Annotated in this window: 18 protein-coding genes; 8 read left to right on the forward strand and 10 right to left on the reverse strand. The window is 71.1% G+C overall.

Going from position 1 to position 16,897, the window contains the following annotated elements; translation table 11 throughout:
- Positions 1–5: 5 nt before the first annotated feature.
- Positions 6–665, forward strand: coding sequence for a PEP-CTERM sorting domain-containing protein (locus tag AACH10_RS22630; protein ID WP_341412800.1), 660 nt, complete (start codon positions 6–8; stop codon positions 663–665).
- A complete protein-coding gene (locus tag AACH10_RS22635; protein WP_341412801.1) occupies positions 662–2,170 on the forward strand; it encodes an ELWxxDGT repeat protein in 1,509 nt (502 codons plus the stop codon). Before AACH10_RS22630 ends, AACH10_RS22635 begins: the two co-directional genes overlap by 4 nt.
- A gap of 28 nt (positions 2,171–2,198) precedes the next feature.
- Here AACH10_RS22635 and AACH10_RS22640 read toward each other — a convergent pair whose 3' ends face one another.
- Positions 2,199–2,981 carry an IclR family transcriptional regulator gene (locus AACH10_RS22640; protein WP_341412802.1) on the reverse strand — a complete coding sequence of 261 codons (783 nt, stop codon included), beginning with the start codon at positions 2,979–2,981 and terminating at the stop codon, positions 2,199–2,201.
- A gap of 215 nt (positions 2,982–3,196) precedes the next feature.
- Between AACH10_RS22640 and AACH10_RS22645 the strand changes: the two genes are divergently transcribed.
- Genes AACH10_RS22645 through AACH10_RS22660 form a run of 4 tightly spaced genes read left to right on the forward strand, consistent with a single transcriptional unit; the run spans position 3,197 to position 6,441 of the window.
- Entirely contained in the window at positions 3,197–4,210 is a 1,014-nt protein-coding gene (locus AACH10_RS22645; RefSeq protein WP_423228646.1) for a TRAP transporter substrate-binding protein, read from the forward strand.
- An 11-nt stretch (positions 4,211–4,221) separates the two neighbouring features.
- Entirely contained in the window at positions 4,222–4,668 is a 447-nt protein-coding gene (locus AACH10_RS22650; protein ID WP_341412855.1) for a type II 3-dehydroquinate dehydratase, read from the forward strand.
- Positions 4,665–5,159 carry a TRAP transporter small permease gene (locus AACH10_RS22655; RefSeq protein WP_341412803.1) on the forward strand — a complete coding sequence of 165 codons (495 nt, stop codon included), beginning with the start codon at positions 4,665–4,667 and terminating at the stop codon, positions 5,157–5,159. The genes AACH10_RS22650 and AACH10_RS22655 overlap by 4 nt, the downstream gene beginning before the upstream one ends.
- 1 nt (position 5,160) lies before the next feature.
- Positions 5,161–6,441: a TRAP transporter large permease subunit gene (locus AACH10_RS22660; protein ID WP_341412804.1), complete on the forward strand. Its 1,281-nt coding sequence runs from the start codon at positions 5,161–5,163 to the stop codon at positions 6,439–6,441.
- Positions 6,442–6,475: 34 nt separating this feature from the next.
- Here AACH10_RS22660 and AACH10_RS22665 read toward each other — a convergent pair whose 3' ends face one another.
- From AACH10_RS22665 to AACH10_RS22700, 8 genes are all read right to left on the reverse strand, one after another.
- Positions 6,476–7,561: a porin gene (locus AACH10_RS22665; RefSeq protein ID WP_341412805.1), complete on the reverse strand. Its 1,086-nt coding sequence runs from the start codon at positions 7,559–7,561 to the stop codon at positions 6,476–6,478.
- A 71-nt stretch (positions 7,562–7,632) separates the two neighbouring features.
- Complete coding sequence (locus AACH10_RS22670; RefSeq protein WP_341412806.1) at positions 7,633–8,247, reverse strand: chromate transporter; 615 nt, start codon at positions 8,245–8,247, stop codon at positions 7,633–7,635.
- Positions 8,244–8,831, reverse strand: a complete 588-nt coding sequence (locus AACH10_RS22675; RefSeq protein WP_341412807.1) for a chromate transporter — start codon at positions 8,829–8,831, stop codon at positions 8,244–8,246. Before AACH10_RS22675 ends, AACH10_RS22670 begins: the two co-directional genes overlap by 4 nt.
- 33 nt (positions 8,832–8,864) lie before the next feature.
- Positions 8,865–9,665: a substrate-binding domain-containing protein gene (locus AACH10_RS22680; protein WP_341412808.1), complete on the reverse strand. Its 801-nt coding sequence runs from the start codon at positions 9,663–9,665 to the stop codon at positions 8,865–8,867.
- Between the two features lie 38 nt (positions 9,666–9,703).
- Complete coding sequence (locus AACH10_RS22685) at positions 9,704–10,678, reverse strand: Bug family tripartite tricarboxylate transporter substrate binding protein (RefSeq protein WP_341412809.1); 975 nt, start codon at positions 10,676–10,678, stop codon at positions 9,704–9,706.
- A gap of 40 nt (positions 10,679–10,718) precedes the next feature.
- Positions 10,719–11,888, reverse strand: a complete 1,170-nt coding sequence (gene tcuB / locus AACH10_RS22690) for a tricarballylate utilization 4Fe-4S protein TcuB (RefSeq protein ID WP_341412810.1) — start codon at positions 11,886–11,888, stop codon at positions 10,719–10,721.
- Positions 11,881–13,287 carry an FAD-dependent tricarballylate dehydrogenase TcuA gene (gene tcuA / locus AACH10_RS22695; protein ID WP_341412811.1) on the reverse strand — a complete coding sequence of 469 codons (1,407 nt, stop codon included), beginning with the start codon at positions 13,285–13,287 and terminating at the stop codon, positions 11,881–11,883. The genes tcuB and tcuA overlap by 8 nt, the downstream gene beginning before the upstream one ends.
- Before the next feature lie 122 nt (positions 13,288–13,409).
- On the reverse strand, positions 13,410–14,303 hold the full coding sequence (locus AACH10_RS22700) for a LysR family transcriptional regulator (RefSeq protein ID WP_341412812.1): 894 nt from the start codon (positions 14,301–14,303) through the stop codon (positions 13,410–13,412).
- Between the two features lie 169 nt (positions 14,304–14,472).
- Between AACH10_RS22700 and AACH10_RS22705 the strand changes: the two genes are divergently transcribed.
- Positions 14,473–15,240 carry an SDR family NAD(P)-dependent oxidoreductase gene (locus AACH10_RS22705; RefSeq protein ID WP_341412813.1) on the forward strand — a complete coding sequence of 256 codons (768 nt, stop codon included), beginning with the start codon at positions 14,473–14,475 and terminating at the stop codon, positions 15,238–15,240.
- Between the two features lie 97 nt (positions 15,241–15,337).
- On the forward strand, positions 15,338–16,105 hold the full coding sequence (locus AACH10_RS22710; RefSeq protein WP_341412814.1) for a GntR family transcriptional regulator: 768 nt from the start codon (positions 15,338–15,340) through the stop codon (positions 16,103–16,105).
- Positions 16,106–16,168: 63 nt separating this feature from the next.
- Here the strand turns inward: AACH10_RS22710 and AACH10_RS22715 are convergent, their stop codons facing one another.
- Positions 16,169–16,897, reverse strand: a complete 729-nt coding sequence (locus tag AACH10_RS22715; RefSeq protein ID WP_341412815.1) for an ABC transporter ATP-binding protein — start codon at positions 16,895–16,897, stop codon at positions 16,169–16,171.

The raw sequence follows: 16,897 nt of genomic DNA on the forward strand, positions 1-16,897 counted from the left end.
CGACCATGACCCCGCAGTCCCGCCTCCTGTCCACCCTGGCCGCCGCCACGACGGCCCTGTTCATGCTGGTCACGCCGGCCGCCGCCCAGTCGCTGGAGATCGGCGGCCTGACGCTCGATGCACGCGGCTTCGCCGACACGCTGATCGGCAGCCAGGGCGTGTTCGAGACCCCCGCCGCCTCTGTCGCCCAGGCGCTCACCGGCGCCAGCCTGTCCACCTGGGTGCGCAGCGCCACGTCCGGTGCCAGCGTGGTGCTGGGCTTCAGCGCCTTCCATGTGCTGAACGGCGCCGGCGACGATCTGGCGCTGTTCGAGGTGGGGCACGAGGCCTATGAGTACTCGCAGGAAGGCTTTGACAGCCTGTGGGTCACGATCAACGGCCAACGCCGGCTGTACTTCACCACCGAGACCACCACCATCGTCGACGACCACAACGTCAACATGACGCGGCTGGACCTCAGTCACTTCGGCGTGGCCGTGGGCGCCACGGTCGACCGCATCGAGATCGGGCTGGACTACGACACACGCGGATCGCTGCCGCAGCTGCAGTTGGTGGCCGCCATCCACTCGGTGGCCGCGCCGGTGCCCGAGCCCGGCGCGCTGGTGCTGATGCTGGCCGGCCTGACCGGCGTAGGTGGGGCGGCCTGGCGCCGCCGCCAGCCATGACCCGCCGGCCGGGTGAGCCGCCGGCGCCAGCGGGTCACGGCCGTTGGCCGCGCCGGCTGGGCGCGCTGGCCCTGGCGGCGCTCACGGCGCTGGCAGGCTGGGCGCCGCCGGCCGGCGCCCAGTGGCGACCGCCGCGCGCGCGCCCGGTGGCCGTGCCGGTGAACCTGCTGGCGCTGGACGAGCGCCTGCTGCTCAGCGTGGACGATGGCGAGCATGGTCAGGAACTGTGGATCTTGGACGCACCCGACCGGCCGCCCCACCTGCTGGCCGACATCCGCCCCGGCGCGCTGGGCAGCCATCCGTCTCAGCCGGTGCGCTTCGGCCGGCAGGCCTGCTTTGCCGCCAACGATGGCGTCAGCGGCTTCGAACTGTGGTGCACCGATGGCACGGCCGGCGGCACGCGCCGCGTGGCCGACATCCGCCCCGGCCCCGACGACAGCGTGCCCAGCGCGTTGACGCCGCTGGCCGAGCGCCTGCTCTTCGTGGCTGATGACGGTCGTCATGGTTTCGAGTTGTGGACCAGCGACGGCACCGAGGGCGGCACCCGGCTGCTGAAGGACCTGAACCCCGGTGCCGCGGGCAGCAACCCGCGCGAGCTGGTGCGCGTGGGCGACCGCGTGTTCTTCGTCGCCGACGATGGCCGGCACGGTGCCGAGCTGTGGGTGACGGATGGCACGCCGGCGGGCACCCGCGCGGTGAGGGACCTGCGCCCCGGCCCGGTGGGCGCCATGCCGGCGCGGCTGACGGCCGTGGACTCGCAGCTCTTCTTCGTGGCCGATGATGGTCGCCATGGCCCCGAGCTGTGGGTCAGCGATGGCACGGCCCGCGGCACGCGCTTGGTGCGCGACATCCTGCCCGGTGCCGCGGGCTCGCGCCCGACGTCGCTGGCCGCCTGGAACAAGCGCCTGTACTTCGCCGCAGACGACGGCCGGCACGGCATCGAGCTGTGGACCAGCAACGGCACGGCGGCTGGCACGCGCCTGGTGCGCGATCTCCACCCCGGCCCCGGTCACGGCCTGCCGGCCCACCTGACGGCCGCTGCCGGCGGGCTGTTCTTCGCCGCCTCCGACGGCGCCGGCCCGGTACAGCTGTGGCGCAGCGATGGCAGCGCCGCGGGCACACGGCTCGTGCCGCAACCGATGGCGCCTGCCCAGGCCCGTGCCGCGCTGGCCGCACGTCAGGCCCCGGGGGAGGACGCACCGCGCCAGACGGTGCCAGGTGGTGAGGTGCCCAACCGCCTGACCGCCGACGGCTCGCGCCTGCTCTATGCCGCGCTGGACGCCGAATACGGCTACGAGCTCTGGACCGCCGACGGCAGTGCCGCCGGCGCGCGGCTGCTGGCCGACCTGGCGCCGGGCCCGGCCGACAGCTACCCGCACCAGTTCACGCGGGTGGGCCCACGACTGTATTTCGCCGCCGACGACGCGCAAGGCCTCACGACGCTGTGGTGCGAGGAGCCGGATGGCCGCATCCAGGCCGTGCCGCTGCCAAACCGGTCGCGCTGAGCGTCTGCGCAGCAGGACAGCGCCGCGCTCAGGCGGCGCGGCGGAACAGCGCGGAGCCGCTGCTGGCCTGACCCACCTGGGCGGCCGTGTTCATCAGCGTGGGGCCCAGGGCCAGCATGCGCTCCTCGGTCAGGCGGATCAGCGGACCGGCGATGGTGACCACGCCGATCACCTGGCCGCGCGGATCGCGCACGGCCGCCGCCATCGCCGTCATGGCCGGGGCGAACACCTCGTTGATGACCGAGAAGCCGCGGCTGCGCGCCAGCTTCAGGTGCGCCAGCAGCGCCTTCACGGTGGTGGGCGCCTTGGGGCCGAAGTCTTCGGGCTTGCCGAAGCCCTGGCGCGCCACGCGCTGCAGCGCCTCCTCGTCGGTCATGGTGGCCAGCCAGGCATGGCCAGCGGCGCTGCACGACAGCTGCACCGACAGGCCCATGTCGGGGTCGTAGCGCAGGCCGCTGCGCGCGCCCTGGGCCTTGGCCACGAAGATCAGTGCATCGCCATCCACCACGGCCAGGCGCACCAGCTCACCGGCCTCGGCCGCCAGCTGGTCCAGCAGGGGCTGGGCGATGTCGGTGATGCCGGTGCTGCTGAGGAAACTCAGGCCCATGGCCACCAGCTTGATGGTCAGCACGTACTCGCCATGGCTCTGATCCTGGCGCACATAGCCCAGGCGGATCAGCTCGGCCAGCAAACGGTGCGTGGCGCTGAGCGGCAGGCCCAGTGCCGTGGACACCGACGACAGCGAGCAGCCCTGCGGATGGGCCACCAGATGCTCCAGCAGCATGAAGCTGCGCTCGGTTTGTCCGCTCATGTGCGTCGTCTCCCGGCCCGCCCACGGGCCTTGTCCAAGGTGCCGCCCAGTGTATAGCGCAGCAAGAAAGAAATTACTTATTGGAAAAGTTTTCCAATTCATTTAGAGTCGATTGCATGACGTCGACCGCCGTACGTTCGCACGCCCGGCGTCCGGGCGTGGCGCGGAGAGTCCGTCGCCATCGCCAACACCCCACACCCATCGGGAGACAAGCCTTGAACCATCCACTGCTGCGCCGCACGGCGCTTGCCCTGGCCACCGTCACTGCACTCGGCGGCGCTGCGCAGGCCCAGACCACGCCCGAGCGCACCCTCCGCTTCGGCCACCTGAACAACGCCGATCACCCGGTGAGCTTCGGCGTCAAGCGCTTCGCCGAGTTGCTGGCCGCCAAGAGCGGCGGGCGCATGAAGGTGCAGGAGTTCCCGTCGTCGCAACTGGGCAACGAGATGCAGCAGCAGTCGGCGCTTCAGGGCGGCGTGCAGCAGATGTCAGCACCGGCCACCACCTCGCTGGCCGGCATCGTCAAGGAGTTCGGGCTCATCGACTTCCCGTTCTCTGTGGCCAGCTTCGCGCAGGCCGATGCCTTGCTGGACGGCGCCTTCGGCCAGGCCCTGCTGGCGCGCCTGCCCGAGAAGGGGCTGGTGGCGCTGGGCTACTGGGACCTGGGCTTTCGCAACGTCACCAACAGCCGCCGCGCCATCACCAAGCCTGAGGATCTGGACGGCCTGAAGCTGCGGGTGATTCCCAACCCGGTGTTCATCGAGACCTTCAAGGCCTTCAAGGCCAACCCGGTGCCCATGCCCTTTGCCGAGCTGTACGGCGCGCTGGAGAGCAAGGCTGTCGACGGCCAGGAGAACCCGTTTGCGGTCATCGCATCGAACAAGTTCTTCGAGGTGCAGAAGCACGTCAGTGCCACCAACCACGTGTACGCCGCCAACATCGTGCTGGTGAGCAAGAAATTCTGGGACCAGCTCACCCCGGCCGAGCAGAAGTGGATGCACGAGGCCGCTGACGAGAGCCGTGGCTACCAGCGCCAGGTCAGCCGCGCCGCGGCGCAGAAGGCGGTGGGCGAACTGCAGGCCAAGGGCATGCAGTACAACGAGCTGAGCCCGGCCGAGCAGGCGCGCATGCGCGCGATCGCCAAGCCGGTGACCGAGAAGTTCGCCGCCAGCTACGACCCGGTGCTGGTCAAGCTCTACAACGACGAACTCGCCAAGGTGCAGAAATGAGCGCCACGCCGCTGAACATCCTGGTGCTGCACGGCCCCAACCTGAACCTGTTCGGCCGCCGCGAGCCGCACATCTACGGCCACACCACGCTGGCGCAGATCAACGAGCGCCTGGCCGCGCTGGCCGAGACGCTCGGTGTGCGCCTCACCACCCTGCAGAGCAACCACGAGGGCGCGCTGATCGACTGCCTTCACCAGCACATCGACACCGCCCACGGCGCGCTGATCAACCCGGCCGGCCTCACGCAGCACGGCGTGCCGCTGCACGACGCGATCAAGGCCATGCCCTTCCCGTGCCTGGAGGTGCACATGAGCAACATCGCCGCACGCGAGGCCTGGCGCGCGCACTCCATCATCTCGCCGGCCGTGCGCGCCACGGTGCAGGGCCTGGGCGTGCACAGCTACCTGGCCGCGCTGGTGGGCCTGGTGGGCCTGCTGCGCGAGACGGCGGCGGCATGACGCGCGCCGTCCGCGCACTCGACCTGCTGGGCGCCGCCTGCCTGGCCGTGATGGTGGTGCTGGTGGCCGGCAACGTGCTGTTGCGCTATGTGTTCAACAGCGGCATCACGGTCAGCGAGGAGCTGGCGCGCTGGCTCTTCGTGTGGCTGACCTTCCTGGGTGCCATCGCGGCGCTGGCCGACGAGGCCCACATGGGCAGCGACATGCTGCTCGACCGGCTGGGCCCGCGCGGCCGGCGCGCGCTGCAACTGGCCGCCACGCTGCTGATGCTGGCCACGGCCGTGCTGCTGCTGCAGGGCGCCTGGCAGCAGACCCGCATCAACTGGGACGTGCAGGCCCCGGTCAGCGGCGCCTCGGTGGGCTGGTTCTATGCCAGCGGCGTGGTCTTCGGCCTGGGCGCCATGGCCTGCCTGCTGCGCCGCCTGTTGCGCCTGCTGCGCGGCCTGCCGGTGGGTCTGCCACCGGGTGACGTGATGCTGAGGGACTCCTGACATGACCGTCTTTGTCTTCCTGGCGTCCCTGCTGGGTGCCATGGCCCTGGGCATGCCCATCGCGTTCTCGCTGCTGGTCTCGGGCGTGGCGCTGATGTGGCACCTGGACCTGTTCGATGCGCAGATCCTGGCGCAGAACGTGATCAACGGGGCCGACAGCTTCCCGCTGCTGGCCGTGCCCTTCTTCATGCTGGCCGGCGAAATCATGAACGTGGGGGGCCTCAGCCGCCGCATCGTCGCGCTGGCGCTCACGCTGGTGGGCCACAAGCGTGGCGGCCTGGGTTTCGTGACCATCGTCGCCGCCTGCCTGATGGCGGCGCTGTCGGGCTCGGCCGTGGCTGACACCGCCGCCCTGGCCGCGCTGCTGCTGCCGATGATGGTGGCCGCGGGGCACGATCGCGCGCGCTCGGGCGGGCTCATCGCGTCGGCCGGCATCATCGCGCCCATCATCCCGCCGTCAATCGGCTTCGTGGTCTTCGGCGTGGCAGCCAATGTGTCGATCAGCAAGCTGTTCCTGGCCGGCATCGTGCCCGGGCTGCTGATGGGCGTGTCCATCGCCGTGGCCTGGTGGTGGGTGGCGCGGCGCGAGGCGGTCACACCGCCGCCGCGCGCCGATGCCACGCAGCGCTGGCGCGCGCTGCGCGAGTCGGCCTGGGCGCTGTTCCTGCCGGTGATCGTGCTGGTGGGGCTGAAGATGGGCGTGTTCACGCCCACCGAGGCGGCCGTGGTGGCGGCGGTGTACGCCCTGTTCGTGGCGGTGTTCGTCTACCGCGAGCTCAAGCCGGCGCAGTTGGTGGAGGTGTTCGTGGCCTCGGCGCGCACCACGGCCGTGATCATGTTCCTGGTAGCCGCGGCCATGGTCAGCGCCTGGCTGATCACCGTGGCGCAGATCCCGGCGCAGGTGGTGGCCCTGCTCGAGCCGTTCATGCACAACCAGACCCTGCTGCTGGTCGTGATCATGCTGCTGGTGATGGTGGTGGGCACGGCACTCGACATGACCCCCACCATCCTGATCATGACGCCGGTGCTGATGCCGGTGGTCAAGGCCGCCGGCATCGACCCGGTCTACTTCGGCGTGCTGTTCATGATCAACAACGCCATCGGCCTGGTCACGCCGCCGGTGGGCACGGTGCTCAACGTGGTGGCAGGCGTGGGCCGCATGAAGATGGATGAGGTCACGCGCGGCGTGCTGCCCTTCATGACCGCGCAGTTCGTGGTGCTGTTCCTGCTGGTGCTGTTTCCGGCGCTGGTGCTGGCGCCGGCGCGCTGGCTGGCGCAGTGAACGGCGCTGTTGCACATCGCAGGTCTCGCCTCGCTCAGAACGTGTGGCGCACGCCCAGCTCGTAGCCGGTGGAACGGCCGCCGGCGGTCATGCCGCTGGCGCCACCCGGCACGGTGAAGGTGGCTGCACCGTCGTTCGAGATGCGCGAACAGCTGGCGTACAGCGCGCTGCGGCGCGACAGGCTGTACACGTAGCCCAGGCCCCACTGCGTGGCATCGTTGGCCTGGACGGCGGTGCTGCCCACCTTGCCGTCCAGGTTGGCGCGGTGCCACGAGGCCTTGACCTCGCCGCCGGCCACCGGCCACCACAGGCCCAGCATCACGTCGGTCTGCGTTGCCGGTCCGTAGCTCAGCCGGCGCCAGGCGGCTGACACACGGGCCATGCCCAGCTCGCCGATGGCGCCCACGCTCGTGTCCCTGAAGCGACCCAGCGTGGTGAGGTTGCTTTCAGTGGTGCTGGTGGCCGCGCCGACACTGAAGGCCTTGGTGACGTAGCCCAGCCGCACACCCTGCAGCTTGTGCTGGCCGTCGGCCGAGTTGCCACCTTCGCGGGCGGAGACCATCACACCGCCCTCCAGGCCGGCCATGCCGGCTGGCGCGGATGGCAGCAGCCATTGCAGCGTGTTGCTGGCCCGCACCAGCGTGTTCGCGGTGGTGCCGAAGGCGGCGCGCACCGGTCCCTGCTGGCTGTTGGCCAGCAGGTTGGTGGAGCCGGCCACGCCCACGTAGCTGAACGGGTCATGCCGGGTCCACAGCGTGTAGGTGGGCACGTAGTCGCGGCCGCCACGCAGCTCGCCGAGCGCGGGCGTGGCCAGGCTGAGGGTGGAGCGGCGGTCCCAGAACTGGGTGGCCGAGGCCGACGTGCCGGTGTCCAGCAGGAGGCCGGTCTCCAGGTGGAACGAGGCGCTCATGCCGTCGCCCAGGTCGTCGCTGCCGCGAAAGATCAGGCGGCTGGTGGAGTTGCCGCCGCTGGCCAGGCTGCTGACGGCGCCGCGGCCCTCGTTGCGCACCTGGCGTGCGGCGGCGTCGATCACGCCACCGATGGTGATGCTGCTCTGCGCCCAGGAGCCGGCTGCGGCGCAGCAGGCCAGGGTGGTGGTGGCGATGGTGCGGATGTTCATCGGGTTTGTCTCCGTGTTCATGAAGCAGGGTCGGCCCGTCCGTCGGGCCGGCAGGGGAAGGCGGCATACGGTCAGGACAGACCGATGCCGGTGATGCCGGCCAGGGCGCCCGTGAGCGCGCCGGCCAGCAGAAGCCACAGCAGGTGCACGCGGCTGCAGGCCACGGCCACGGTGGTGAGCAAGGCCAGCACGGGGGCCAGCCAGCCGTTGGCAGGGATGCTCGCGCCCCGGGCGATGACCCATGCCGAGCCGAGCATGGCCGCCACCACCACCGGCGCCATGCCGGCACGGAAGGCCTGAACCACCCGATGACCCGACCAGCGCTGCTGCAGCCGCGCGGCTGCGCAGGCCAGGATGGAGCTGGGCAGCAGCACGCCCAGCAGGCTGGCACCCAGGCCGCGCAGCCCCGACAGGCCGGCCATGAGTGCACCTGCCTGCGCACCCGCGTGGGCGGCGGCGCCGGACAGACCGGTCTGCCACCCCAGCAGCGCGATGTACAGCACGTTCGGCCCCGGCATGGCCTGGGCCAGCGTGATGGCGCGCGTGAACGCGGCATTGCTGATCCAGCCTTGCTGGTCCACCAGCACCCGGTGCAGATCGGGCGCCACCGTCATCGCACCGCCGACGCTCAGCAGCGACAGGTGCAGGTGGATCAGGAACAGCTCGACGGTGCTGGCGGCGCTCATGGTGCCGACGCCGGTGGCGCGCGGCGCAGGCGCAGCCAGGTGAGCCAGCAGCTGGGCAGCCCCACGGCGGCCACCACCCACAGCAGTGGCAGACGGGCGGCCAGCAGGCCGGCCAGCGCGGCCGCGGCCACCCCCCAGGCGCCGCACAGGCCCAGCGGATGCGTGCCCAGGCCCCGCGCCAGCCGCAGGCCGGCGCCGGCCACGATGCCGGACGCCACGGCGGCCATGCCACCGATGGCGCCGCGTACCGGCGCCAGCTGGTCCACGCTGACCAGCAGCGTGGCCACCGCAATCAGCAGCAGGGCTGGTGCGCACAGCAGGCCGGCCAGCGCGGCAAGCGCGCCGCGCCAGCCGAACTGGCGCCAGCCGTACATCAGCGCCAGGTTGCAGACATTCGGGCCCGGCAGCACCTGGGCCATGGCCCAGTCACCGGCGAACTCGCTCTCGCTCATCCAGCGCCGGCGTTCCACCAGTTCGCGGTGCACCACCCCCAGCACGCCACCGAAGCCCTGCAGCGACAGCAGCGTGAAGGCGGTGAACAGGGCCCGCGCGTTCGGTGGCCGCAGGCAGGCGGGCTCGTCCATGGTGTCGTTCTCAGGCGTGCCGCGGGGCCTGTGTCAGCGCTTGCCGGCCACGGGGTCCAGGCCGGTGGCGCGCACCGTCTCGGCCACCGCGGCCGAGCTCAGAAAGCGTGCCAGGTGAGCGGCCACATCGGCCTGCCGGCTGCCCTGGACCAGACCGGCCGAGAAATACAGCGTCTGCTGCACTTCCTCGGGCAGGGTGCCCAGGAAGTCGAGCTCCTTGAAGTAGATCAGCTCGCTGACCTGCTGGAAGCCCAGCTCGGCGTCGCCGCGCGCCACCACGGCGCCCACGCGCTCGCTGAGGATGCGCTTGCCGGTCTCCTTCAGGCGCTCGGCCACGCCCAGCTTCGGGAACAGCTCGCCCGACAGGTAGGTGCCGCTGGCGCTGGCCGAATAGGCCACCGACTTCGCGTTCAGCAGCGTCTGGCGCAAGGCTGCCACGCTGCTGATGTCCGGCTTGGGCGTGCCTTTGCGCACGGCGGCGCCGATCTTCGAGCGGGCCAGGTCCATGCGCGAGCCGGGCACCACGTGGCCGGCCTTGACCAGGGCCTCCAGCCCGGTCTCCGACAGGATCACCAGGTCGAACACCTCGCCGCGCGCGAAGCGGCTGGGGATGGAATCCGGCGCGTTGCCGGACGAGGCGCCGAAGCTGCTGATCACGGTGTGGCCCGAGGCCTGCTCGTACAGCGGGATCAGCTGCTTGTAGGCCTCGGTGAAGGCGCCGGAGGTGATGACTCGGATCTCGGCGGCCAGCGCCGCGACCTGGCCCAGGGCCAGAGCGGCCAGCAGGCCCAGTCGCAGGGCCGCACGGCGACCGATCAGCGGAAGGGGGTACATCAAGCGGTCTCCAGAAGGGGTGGGTGCGGTGGTCCGCGTCATTCGATGGTGATCTTGCGGTCGCGGATCACGCGGGCCCACAGGGCCGACTCGCGCGCGATCTCCTTGCCCAGTTCCTCACGTGTGCCGGGCGCCGGCGGCATGCCATGCTGGTTCAGCTCGGCCGCCACATCGGGCGACTTCAGCACCTTGACCAGCTCGGTGTTCCAGCGGTCGAGGATGGGCTTGGGCACCTTGGACGAGGCCACGAAGGCATACCAGTTGGTGGCCAGGTAGCCGGGGTAGCCCGACTCGGCGATGGTGGGCACGTTGGGCAGCTGCGGGATGCGCTTGGCGCCGGTGACGGCCAGCGGGATCAGCTTGCCGGCCTCGATATGCTGCTGCGCGGTGGACAGCGTGGAGTAGTACGCCGCCACGCGGCCGCCCAGCAGGTCCTGCAGCGCCGGCGCACCGCCCTTGTACGGGATGTGCACGGTGTCGATCTTGGCCATGTCGTCCATCAGCTCGCCAGCCAGATGGCTGGCCGATCCGGCGCCGGTGGACGCGAAGTCGAGCTTGCGTGGGTTCTTCCGGGCGTAGTCGATGAATTCGGCGAAGGTCTTGATCTTCAGGCCCGCGTGCACCACCAGCACGTTGGGGAAGTTCACGCCCATGGTCACCGGCGCCAGGTCGCGCTGCGGGTCGTAGGCGATCTTCATCAGGTGCGGCGCGATGGCCAGCGGGCCTACCGAGCCGAACAGCAGCACCGAACCATCGGCCGGGCCCGTGGCCACGTACTGGTGGGCGATGTTCCCGCCGGCGCCTGCCTTGTTCTCGATGACCACCGTGAAGCCGGTGTTGTCGGCCAGCTTCTTGCCGATGATGCGCGCGGCCGTGTCGGCGGCGCCGCCGGCGGCGAAGCCCACGACGATGGTGAGATTCTTCTTGGCCGGCAGGTCTTGCGCTGCGGCCAGGCCGGGCAGGGTGGTGGCGATGGCCGCGGCGATGGCGGCCAGCGTGTGGCGTCGTTGCATGGTGTTGTCTCCTTGTCGGACGTCGACGGGTGAACGGGAATCAGTCGGCGCCCAGGCCCACCGGGTTGGGCTGGCGCTTCTCGACCGCATGGCGCAGCAGCGCCGCCAGGCGGTAGATGCCGTGCGCGAACTTGCCGCAGGGCAGGGTGGCGAACAGCGCCATCACGCAGCCCAGGTGCAGGCACAGCAGCCAGGGCATGGCGCTGCTGCCGGTGGCCGCCCACAGCGCCAGCCCGCTCACGGCGGTGCCGAACAGCAGCGCGACGAAGCCCAGGTCCATCGGCCGCTGGGCGGGGTCGCCATGCAGCGGGTGGCGGCGCAGGTGCAGCCAGCCCAGGCCGGCCGTGCCCAGCGCCAGGCTGATGCCGCCGCTCACACCCAGCAGCTTGGGCAGTGACGGCAGGGCATAGGGCGCCGGCCAGCCCAGCAGGTAGTGGTACAGCGTGGCCACCGCGGTGGCGGCAAAGCACAGCATGAAGCCGTAGAAGGTGAGGTGGTGGCAGCGACGGCGCGCATGGGTCCAGGCGTCGTCGTCGTTGTGGCAGCCCTCGCCGTGACCGCCGTCCAGGTAGCGCAGCACCAGGGCTTGGCTGGTGGCCTCACCGGCCGCGGCGGCGCTCAAGGGCTGGCCGCTGCTGACCGGCGTGGCCTGGCGCCAGAAGCGCCGCACGCCGATGCCCAGCGACAGCGCCGCAAAGCCGAACACCGGCGCAAACAGGCCCACCAGCAGGTGGTGCGGGAAGATGTCGTAGAAGCTGGCGGCAGGCGCCGGGTGCATGCCACCCTTCAGCAGCACCGCCAGCGCCAGGAACAGCGCCAGGCCCAGCGCCAGCGCCACGGCCAGCACCAGCCCGTTGCGTTCGTAGGCGCGGCCCAGCGCCGCCGGCCAGGCGTGCTGGGCGTAGGTGCGCTGGCGCACCTGGGCCATGGCGCGCGGCACGTTCACGGCAAAGTCGTGCGGCGGCGCGTACTGGCAGGCATGCAGGCAGGCGCCGCAGTGGTGGCACAGGTTGGCCAGGTAGTGCGCATCGGCCTCGCCAAAGGCCAGGCGCCGTGTCATCGCCGGGAACACGGCACAGAAGCCCTCGCAGTAGCGGCAGGCATTGCAGATCTGCATCACGCGCGCCACCTCGGCCTCGGGCGAGCCCGTGCTCACGGCGCCATCGGCCAGCGCGCTGGCCTCGCGGGTCAGGCGTTGCAGCTCAAGCATGGGCGCTCTCCCTGCGTTGCGCGGCGGACGCCGCGCGCTGGCCGGCAATGCGCCCGAACGCCGTGCCGATGGACATGCCCACGCCGGCCGTGTAGCCCTGGCCCAGCACGTTGCCGGCCATCATCTCGCCCGCCACGAACAGGTTGGCGCTGGGCTGGCCGCCGAAGCGCACCGCGGCGGTGGCATCGGTGCGCAAGCCCAGGTAAGTGAAGGTCACGCCGGGCTTGAGCGCATAGCCGTAGAACGGCGGCTTGACGATGGGCCGCGCCCAGTGCGTCTTGGCCGGCGCCAAGCCCTCGGTGCGGCAGTCGTCCAGCACGGTGTGGTCGAAGTGGCCCGGCCGGCAGGCGGCGTTGTAGGCGTCCAGCGTCTGCATGAACTGCGCCTCGTCCAGTCCCAGCTGGCGCGCCAGCGCGGGCAGCGTGTCGGCCTGCGTGCCCGGAAACACCGGTGGCATGAAGCGGCCGACGGCCTGGCTGTCGATGATCGACCAGGCGATCTGCCCCGGCTGCTGGGCCACCAGGCGGCCCCAGATGGCGTAGCGCTTGGGCCAGAAGTCCTCGCCCTCGTCGTAGAAGCGCTGCGCCTCGCGGTTGACCACCACGCCCAGGCTCACGCAGTCGATGCGCGTGCAGATGCCGCCGTCGTACAGCGGCGCGCGCGCGTCGATGGCCACCATGTGGGCCTGCGTGGGGTCGCCGATGGCGTCGGCTTGGTGGTCGTCGATCAGGTGGCGAAGCAGCGTGCCCTGGTTGAAGCGCGTGCCGCGGATCAGGAAGTTGTCGGCCGGCCACTCGCCACGCGCATTGCAGCCCCAGGCCTCACGCAGCCACTCGCGGTTGGACTCGAAGCCGCCGGCGGCCAGCACGCAGGCGCCGGCCGTGAGGCGCTCATCACCCACCCAGGCCGCGACGAAGCGGCCGTCGCGCAACTCGATGCGCGACACCGGCGCCTGGTAGCGCACCTGCACGCCCAGGCGCTCGGCGCTGCGGTAGTAGGCGTTGACCAGGGCCTTGCCGCCGCCCATGAAGAAGGCGTTGGTGCGCGCCACATGCAGCGCACCCGACAGTGGCGGCTGGAAGCGCACGCCATGCTGGCGCATCCAGTCACGGCAGCTGGACGAGGCGCGGATCACCAGCCGCGCCAGTGCCTCGTCGGTCTTGCCGGCGGTGACCTTGAGCAGGTCCTGCCAATACTCCTCTTCGGGGTAGGCGTCGACCAGCACGTCCTGCGGGGCGTCGTGCATGCAGCGCAGGTTGCGCGTGTGGGCCGAGTTGCCCCCGCGCCATTCGCGCGGCGCGGCTTCCAGCAGCAGCACGCTGGCACCCGCCTCGCGCGCCATCAGCGCAGCGCACAGCGCGGCATTGCCTCCTCCGATCACCAGCACGTCCGCGCCCATGCGCCACCCCATTGAATCAACGGGGGCGGATTCTGCGAACGGCGCCTCAGATCCGGAAGTGAGAGTTGCAGCGGGATTGTTGCGGCTGAGGCATCAATCGCATCGGTTGCCGCGGCGGCCGGTCAGACCTTGAAGCGCGCCCGCTCGATCTGGGTCGCAAAGGCCTGGGCGGCCGGTGACAGGGCCTGGCCCTTGCGCCGCAGCAGCACCACCTTGCGCCGCACCGTGGGATGGGTGAGCGCGATCTTGCGCACGCCGGGTCGGTCGCCCTCCTTGAAGGTGGACGAGGGCAGGATGGCGCCGCCCACGCCGGCAGCCACCAGGTTGATGGCGGTGGCATGGTGCTGCACCTCGTAGGTGCTGTGCACCCGGATGCCGTGCTTGGCCAGCTGGTAGTCCATGAAGATGCGCGTGGCCATGAAGCCGCTGACGCCGATCAGCTCGGTGTCGCGCATGTCGGCCCAGCGCACCGATTCAGCCTGATCCAGCGCATGCGGCGCGCGGCACAGGAACACCAGCGGGTCGGCGAACAGCACCTGCTCCACCAGGTCGGGGTGCTGGTCGCCCTGCACCGCGATGCCAAGGTCTGCCTTGCCGGCCAGCACCGCCTGGCACACCTCGTTGGACGAGCCATCGAGCAGGCGGATGCGGTTGTCGGGGTGCTGCTGTGCATAGGCCTGGATCAGCGCGGGCAGCACATGCGAGGTCATCGACGGGATGCAGGCCAGCACCAGCTGGCCGCGGCCATGGCGCGACATGTCCTTGAGCCGTTCCACGGCGCTGGTCATGTCCTGCACGATGGCCCGTGCCTGGGGCAGGAAGTCGCGCCCCACGGCACTGAGTTCCACGCGCCGCGTGGTGCGGTTCAGCAACGTCAGGCCCAGGTAGGCCTCCAGCTTCTGGATGCGCCGCGTCAGGGCTGTCTGGGTCAGGTTCAGTTCGCGCGCAGCGCGGCTGAAGCCGCCCATCTCGGCCACGGCCACGAAGGCCTGCACGCCATCGAAGTCGACTTTCATCCTGGAAGCTCCGGGCCATACGGGCCAGTGCCGATTCTCGGCGCTTGGCGTGTGCGGCCCCCGCAATGCCCACCGTGTGACCGGCGCGCTGTCGCCAGGGTGTCGCAGGTCGGCCGGGTGGCTTTGCTAGCCTGCAGGCCGCCGATCCCGGCGCACAGGAGCAACGGACATGAGCGGTTTGCACAGGCTGGCGGGCAAGGTGGCGATCGTCACCGGAGCCGCCTCGGGCATCGGCGAGGCGACCGCCCGGCTGTTCGCCGACGAAGGCGCCACGGTGCTGGCGGTGGATCGTCCGGGCAGCGCCATCGACAGCGTGCATGCGGGGTGCGAGCGCATCGTGCCCCTGGCCCAGGACGTGAGCCTCGACGGCGCCGCCGAGGCCATCGTGGCGGCGGCGCTGCGGGCGGGTGACGGCGGCCTGGACATCCTGTTCAACAACGCCGGCGTTTCCGGGCGCAGCTTCGGCGAGGACACCACCGACGAGGACTGGGACCGCATCTTCGCGGTCAACACGCGCGCGGTGTTCCGCCTGAGCCGGGCCGCCATTCCGGCGCTCAAGGCCCGCGCCGCGCTCACCGGGCGCGCGCGCATCGTCAACACCGCCTCGGTGATGGCCGAGCGCACCGACCTGGGCCTGTCGGCCTACACCGCCAGCAAGCACGCCGTGGCCGGTTTGAGCAAGACGCTGGCGCTGGAACTGGGCAAGTGGGGCATCACCGTCAACTACCTGCTGCCGGGCGCGATCTACACGGGCATGACCCGCGCCAGCTTCGACCAGGACCCCATCCGCGCGGTGTGGGAGAAGAAGGCCGCGCTGCGCCGCCTGGGCCAGCCCATCGACATGGCGCGCGCGGTGCTGCTGCTGGCCAGCGACGAGGCCGACTTCATCACCGGCCATGGCCTGGTGGCCGATGGCGGGCTGACGCTGCGCACCTGACGGACGGGTGGCGAAGGCGGGCGCGGCGCCGTCCGGGTGATGTCGCTGGGCGGCGGGTTTTATATATATTCCTTCGGCGCCGACTAGAATCCGTTGCATGCCCCGAAAGCCGTCCGCCGCCGCGACGGATGCCGCCAGCGCATCCACCACCCTGACCACGCAGGTCCACGACCGCATCCGGGCCGACATCATCCGGGGCGATCTGCGGCCGGGGCAGAAGCTCAAGATCGCCGAGACGACGGCGCGATACGGCGTGGGTGCCATTCCCGTGCGCGAGGCGCTGTCGCGGCTGGCGATGAGCGGCTTCGTGGAGGTGCGCGACCAGCGCGGCTTCTATGTGCGCTCGGTGTCGGCCGCCGAACTGCAGGACCTGACGCGTGTGCGCGTGCTGGTCGAAGGCGCTGCGCTGCGCGAGGCCATTGCGCTGGGCGATGCCGACTGGGAAGGCCGCGTCATCGGCGCGCTGCATGCCCTGTCGCGCCTGCAGCCCTACGAGGCCACGCCCGAGCGCAAGCTCGACATCCAGTGGGAGCGCCTGCACAACGACTTCCACCGCCAGTTGCTGTCGGCCTGCCGCTCGCCGTACCTGCTGCGCATGGCCGACGAGTTGCGCGACCTCACCACGCGCTACCGCCACATCTCGGTCAGTTCGCAGACCACCGTGTCGCGCGACGTCGCGGGTGAGCACCAGGCGATCGCCCAGGCCGCGGTGTCGCGCAAGCCGGATCTTGCGGTGGCCCTGCTGAGCGACCACACCGCCACGTCGTCGGAGATCGCGCTGACCGAGTTCGGCGCACACGCGGGGGCCTCGGCCGCGACGGTCGGGCTGGCGGCCTTGGCGGGCGAGATGCGCGCCTCGCGCTGAGCGCGCGGGCGCGCCGTCTCGGCCGCGATCCCCACCCCGGCCACCGGCGGCCAGGCCGCGACCTCAGCCGTGCAGGTAGGCCTTCACCAGCGCATCGTCGGCCAGCAGGCGCGGCCAGTCGTCGGCGCCCACCTCGTGCACCATGCGGCCCACCGACATGACATAGCTGCGGTCGCTCAGGTCGGCGGCGATGCGGATGCTCTGCTCCACCAGCAGCAGGCTCAGGCCCCGGTCGCGCAGGCGGGTCAGCACGTTCAGGATGTCCTTCACCACGATGGGCGCCAGGCCGGTGGTCAGTTCGTCCAGCACCAGCAGGTCGGGCTGCAGCAGCAGCGCACGGGCGATGGCCACCATCTGCTGCTGCCCGCCCGACAGCAGGCCCACCGGCGAGGCCAGGCGCTCGCGCACCACGGGGAACAATTCGAACACCTCGTCGCGCGTCAGGCGGCGGTGGCCCCGGCGTTGCCGCTCGCCGGTGGCCTCGGCGATGGCCAGGTTGTCGCGCACGCTCAGTTCGGGGAACAGGTGGCGGCCCTCCAGCACCACGGCGATGCCGCTGGCCTGGCGCCGGTGCGCCGGCACGGCGGTGACGTCGCGGCCGTCCATCATCACGCGGCCGGACATCGGCTGCACCAGGCCGCACAGGCAGGCCACCAGGGTGCTCTTGCCCGCGCCGTTGGCGCCGATGATGGACACGATCTCGCCGCGCGCCACGTGCAGGCTGGCGCCGTGCACCACGGGCACGCCGGCATAGCCGGCGCGCAGATTGTCGACCACCAGCATGGGGTTCAT

The sequence above is a fragment of the Pseudaquabacterium inlustre genome (assembly GCF_038066595.1).
Taxonomy (GTDB): domain Bacteria; phylum Pseudomonadota; class Gammaproteobacteria; order Burkholderiales; family Burkholderiaceae_C; genus Pseudaquabacterium; species Pseudaquabacterium inlustre.

Coding starts and splice junctions, on each gene's coding strand:
- AACH10_RS22630 (WP_341412800.1), top strand. CDS start 6: ATGACCCCGCAGTCCCGCCTCCTGTCCACCCTGGCCGCCGCCACGACG.
- AACH10_RS22635 (WP_341412801.1), top strand. CDS start 662: ATGACCCGCCGGCCGGGTGAGCCGCCGGCGCCAGCGGGTCACGGCCGT.
- AACH10_RS22640 (WP_341412802.1), bottom strand. CDS start 2,981: ATGAGCGGACAAACCGAGCGCAGCTTCATGCTGCTGGAGCATCTGGTG.
- AACH10_RS22655 (WP_341412803.1), top strand. CDS start 4,665: ATGACGCGCGCCGTCCGCGCACTCGACCTGCTGGGCGCCGCCTGCCTG.
- AACH10_RS22660 (WP_341412804.1), top strand. CDS start 5,161: ATGACCGTCTTTGTCTTCCTGGCGTCCCTGCTGGGTGCCATGGCCCTG.
- AACH10_RS22665 (WP_341412805.1), bottom strand. CDS start 7,561: ATGAACATCCGCACCATCGCCACCACCACCCTGGCCTGCTGCGCCGCA.
- AACH10_RS22670 (WP_341412806.1), bottom strand. CDS start 8,247: ATGAGCGCCGCCAGCACCGTCGAGCTGTTCCTGATCCACCTGCACCTG.
- AACH10_RS22675 (WP_341412807.1), bottom strand. CDS start 8,831: ATGGACGAGCCCGCCTGCCTGCGGCCACCGAACGCGCGGGCCCTGTTC.
- AACH10_RS22680 (WP_341412808.1), bottom strand. CDS start 9,665: ATGTACCCCCTTCCGCTGATCGGTCGCCGTGCGGCCCTGCGACTGGGC.
- AACH10_RS22685 (WP_341412809.1), bottom strand. CDS start 10,678: ATGCAACGACGCCACACGCTGGCCGCCATCGCCGCGGCCATCGCCACC.
- tcuB (WP_341412810.1), bottom strand. CDS start 11,888: ATGCTTGAGCTGCAACGCCTGACCCGCGAGGCCAGCGCGCTGGCCGAT.
- tcuA (WP_341412811.1), bottom strand. CDS start 13,287: ATGGGCGCGGACGTGCTGGTGATCGGAGGAGGCAATGCCGCGCTGTGC.
- AACH10_RS22700 (WP_341412812.1), bottom strand. CDS start 14,303: ATGAAAGTCGACTTCGATGGCGTGCAGGCCTTCGTGGCCGTGGCCGAG.
- AACH10_RS22705 (WP_341412813.1), top strand. CDS start 14,473: ATGAGCGGTTTGCACAGGCTGGCGGGCAAGGTGGCGATCGTCACCGGA.
- AACH10_RS22710 (WP_341412814.1), top strand. CDS start 15,338: ATGCCCCGAAAGCCGTCCGCCGCCGCGACGGATGCCGCCAGCGCATCC.
- AACH10_RS22715 (WP_341412815.1), bottom strand. CDS start 16,897: ATGAACCCCATGCTGGTGGTCGACAATCTGCGCGCCGGCTATGCCGGC.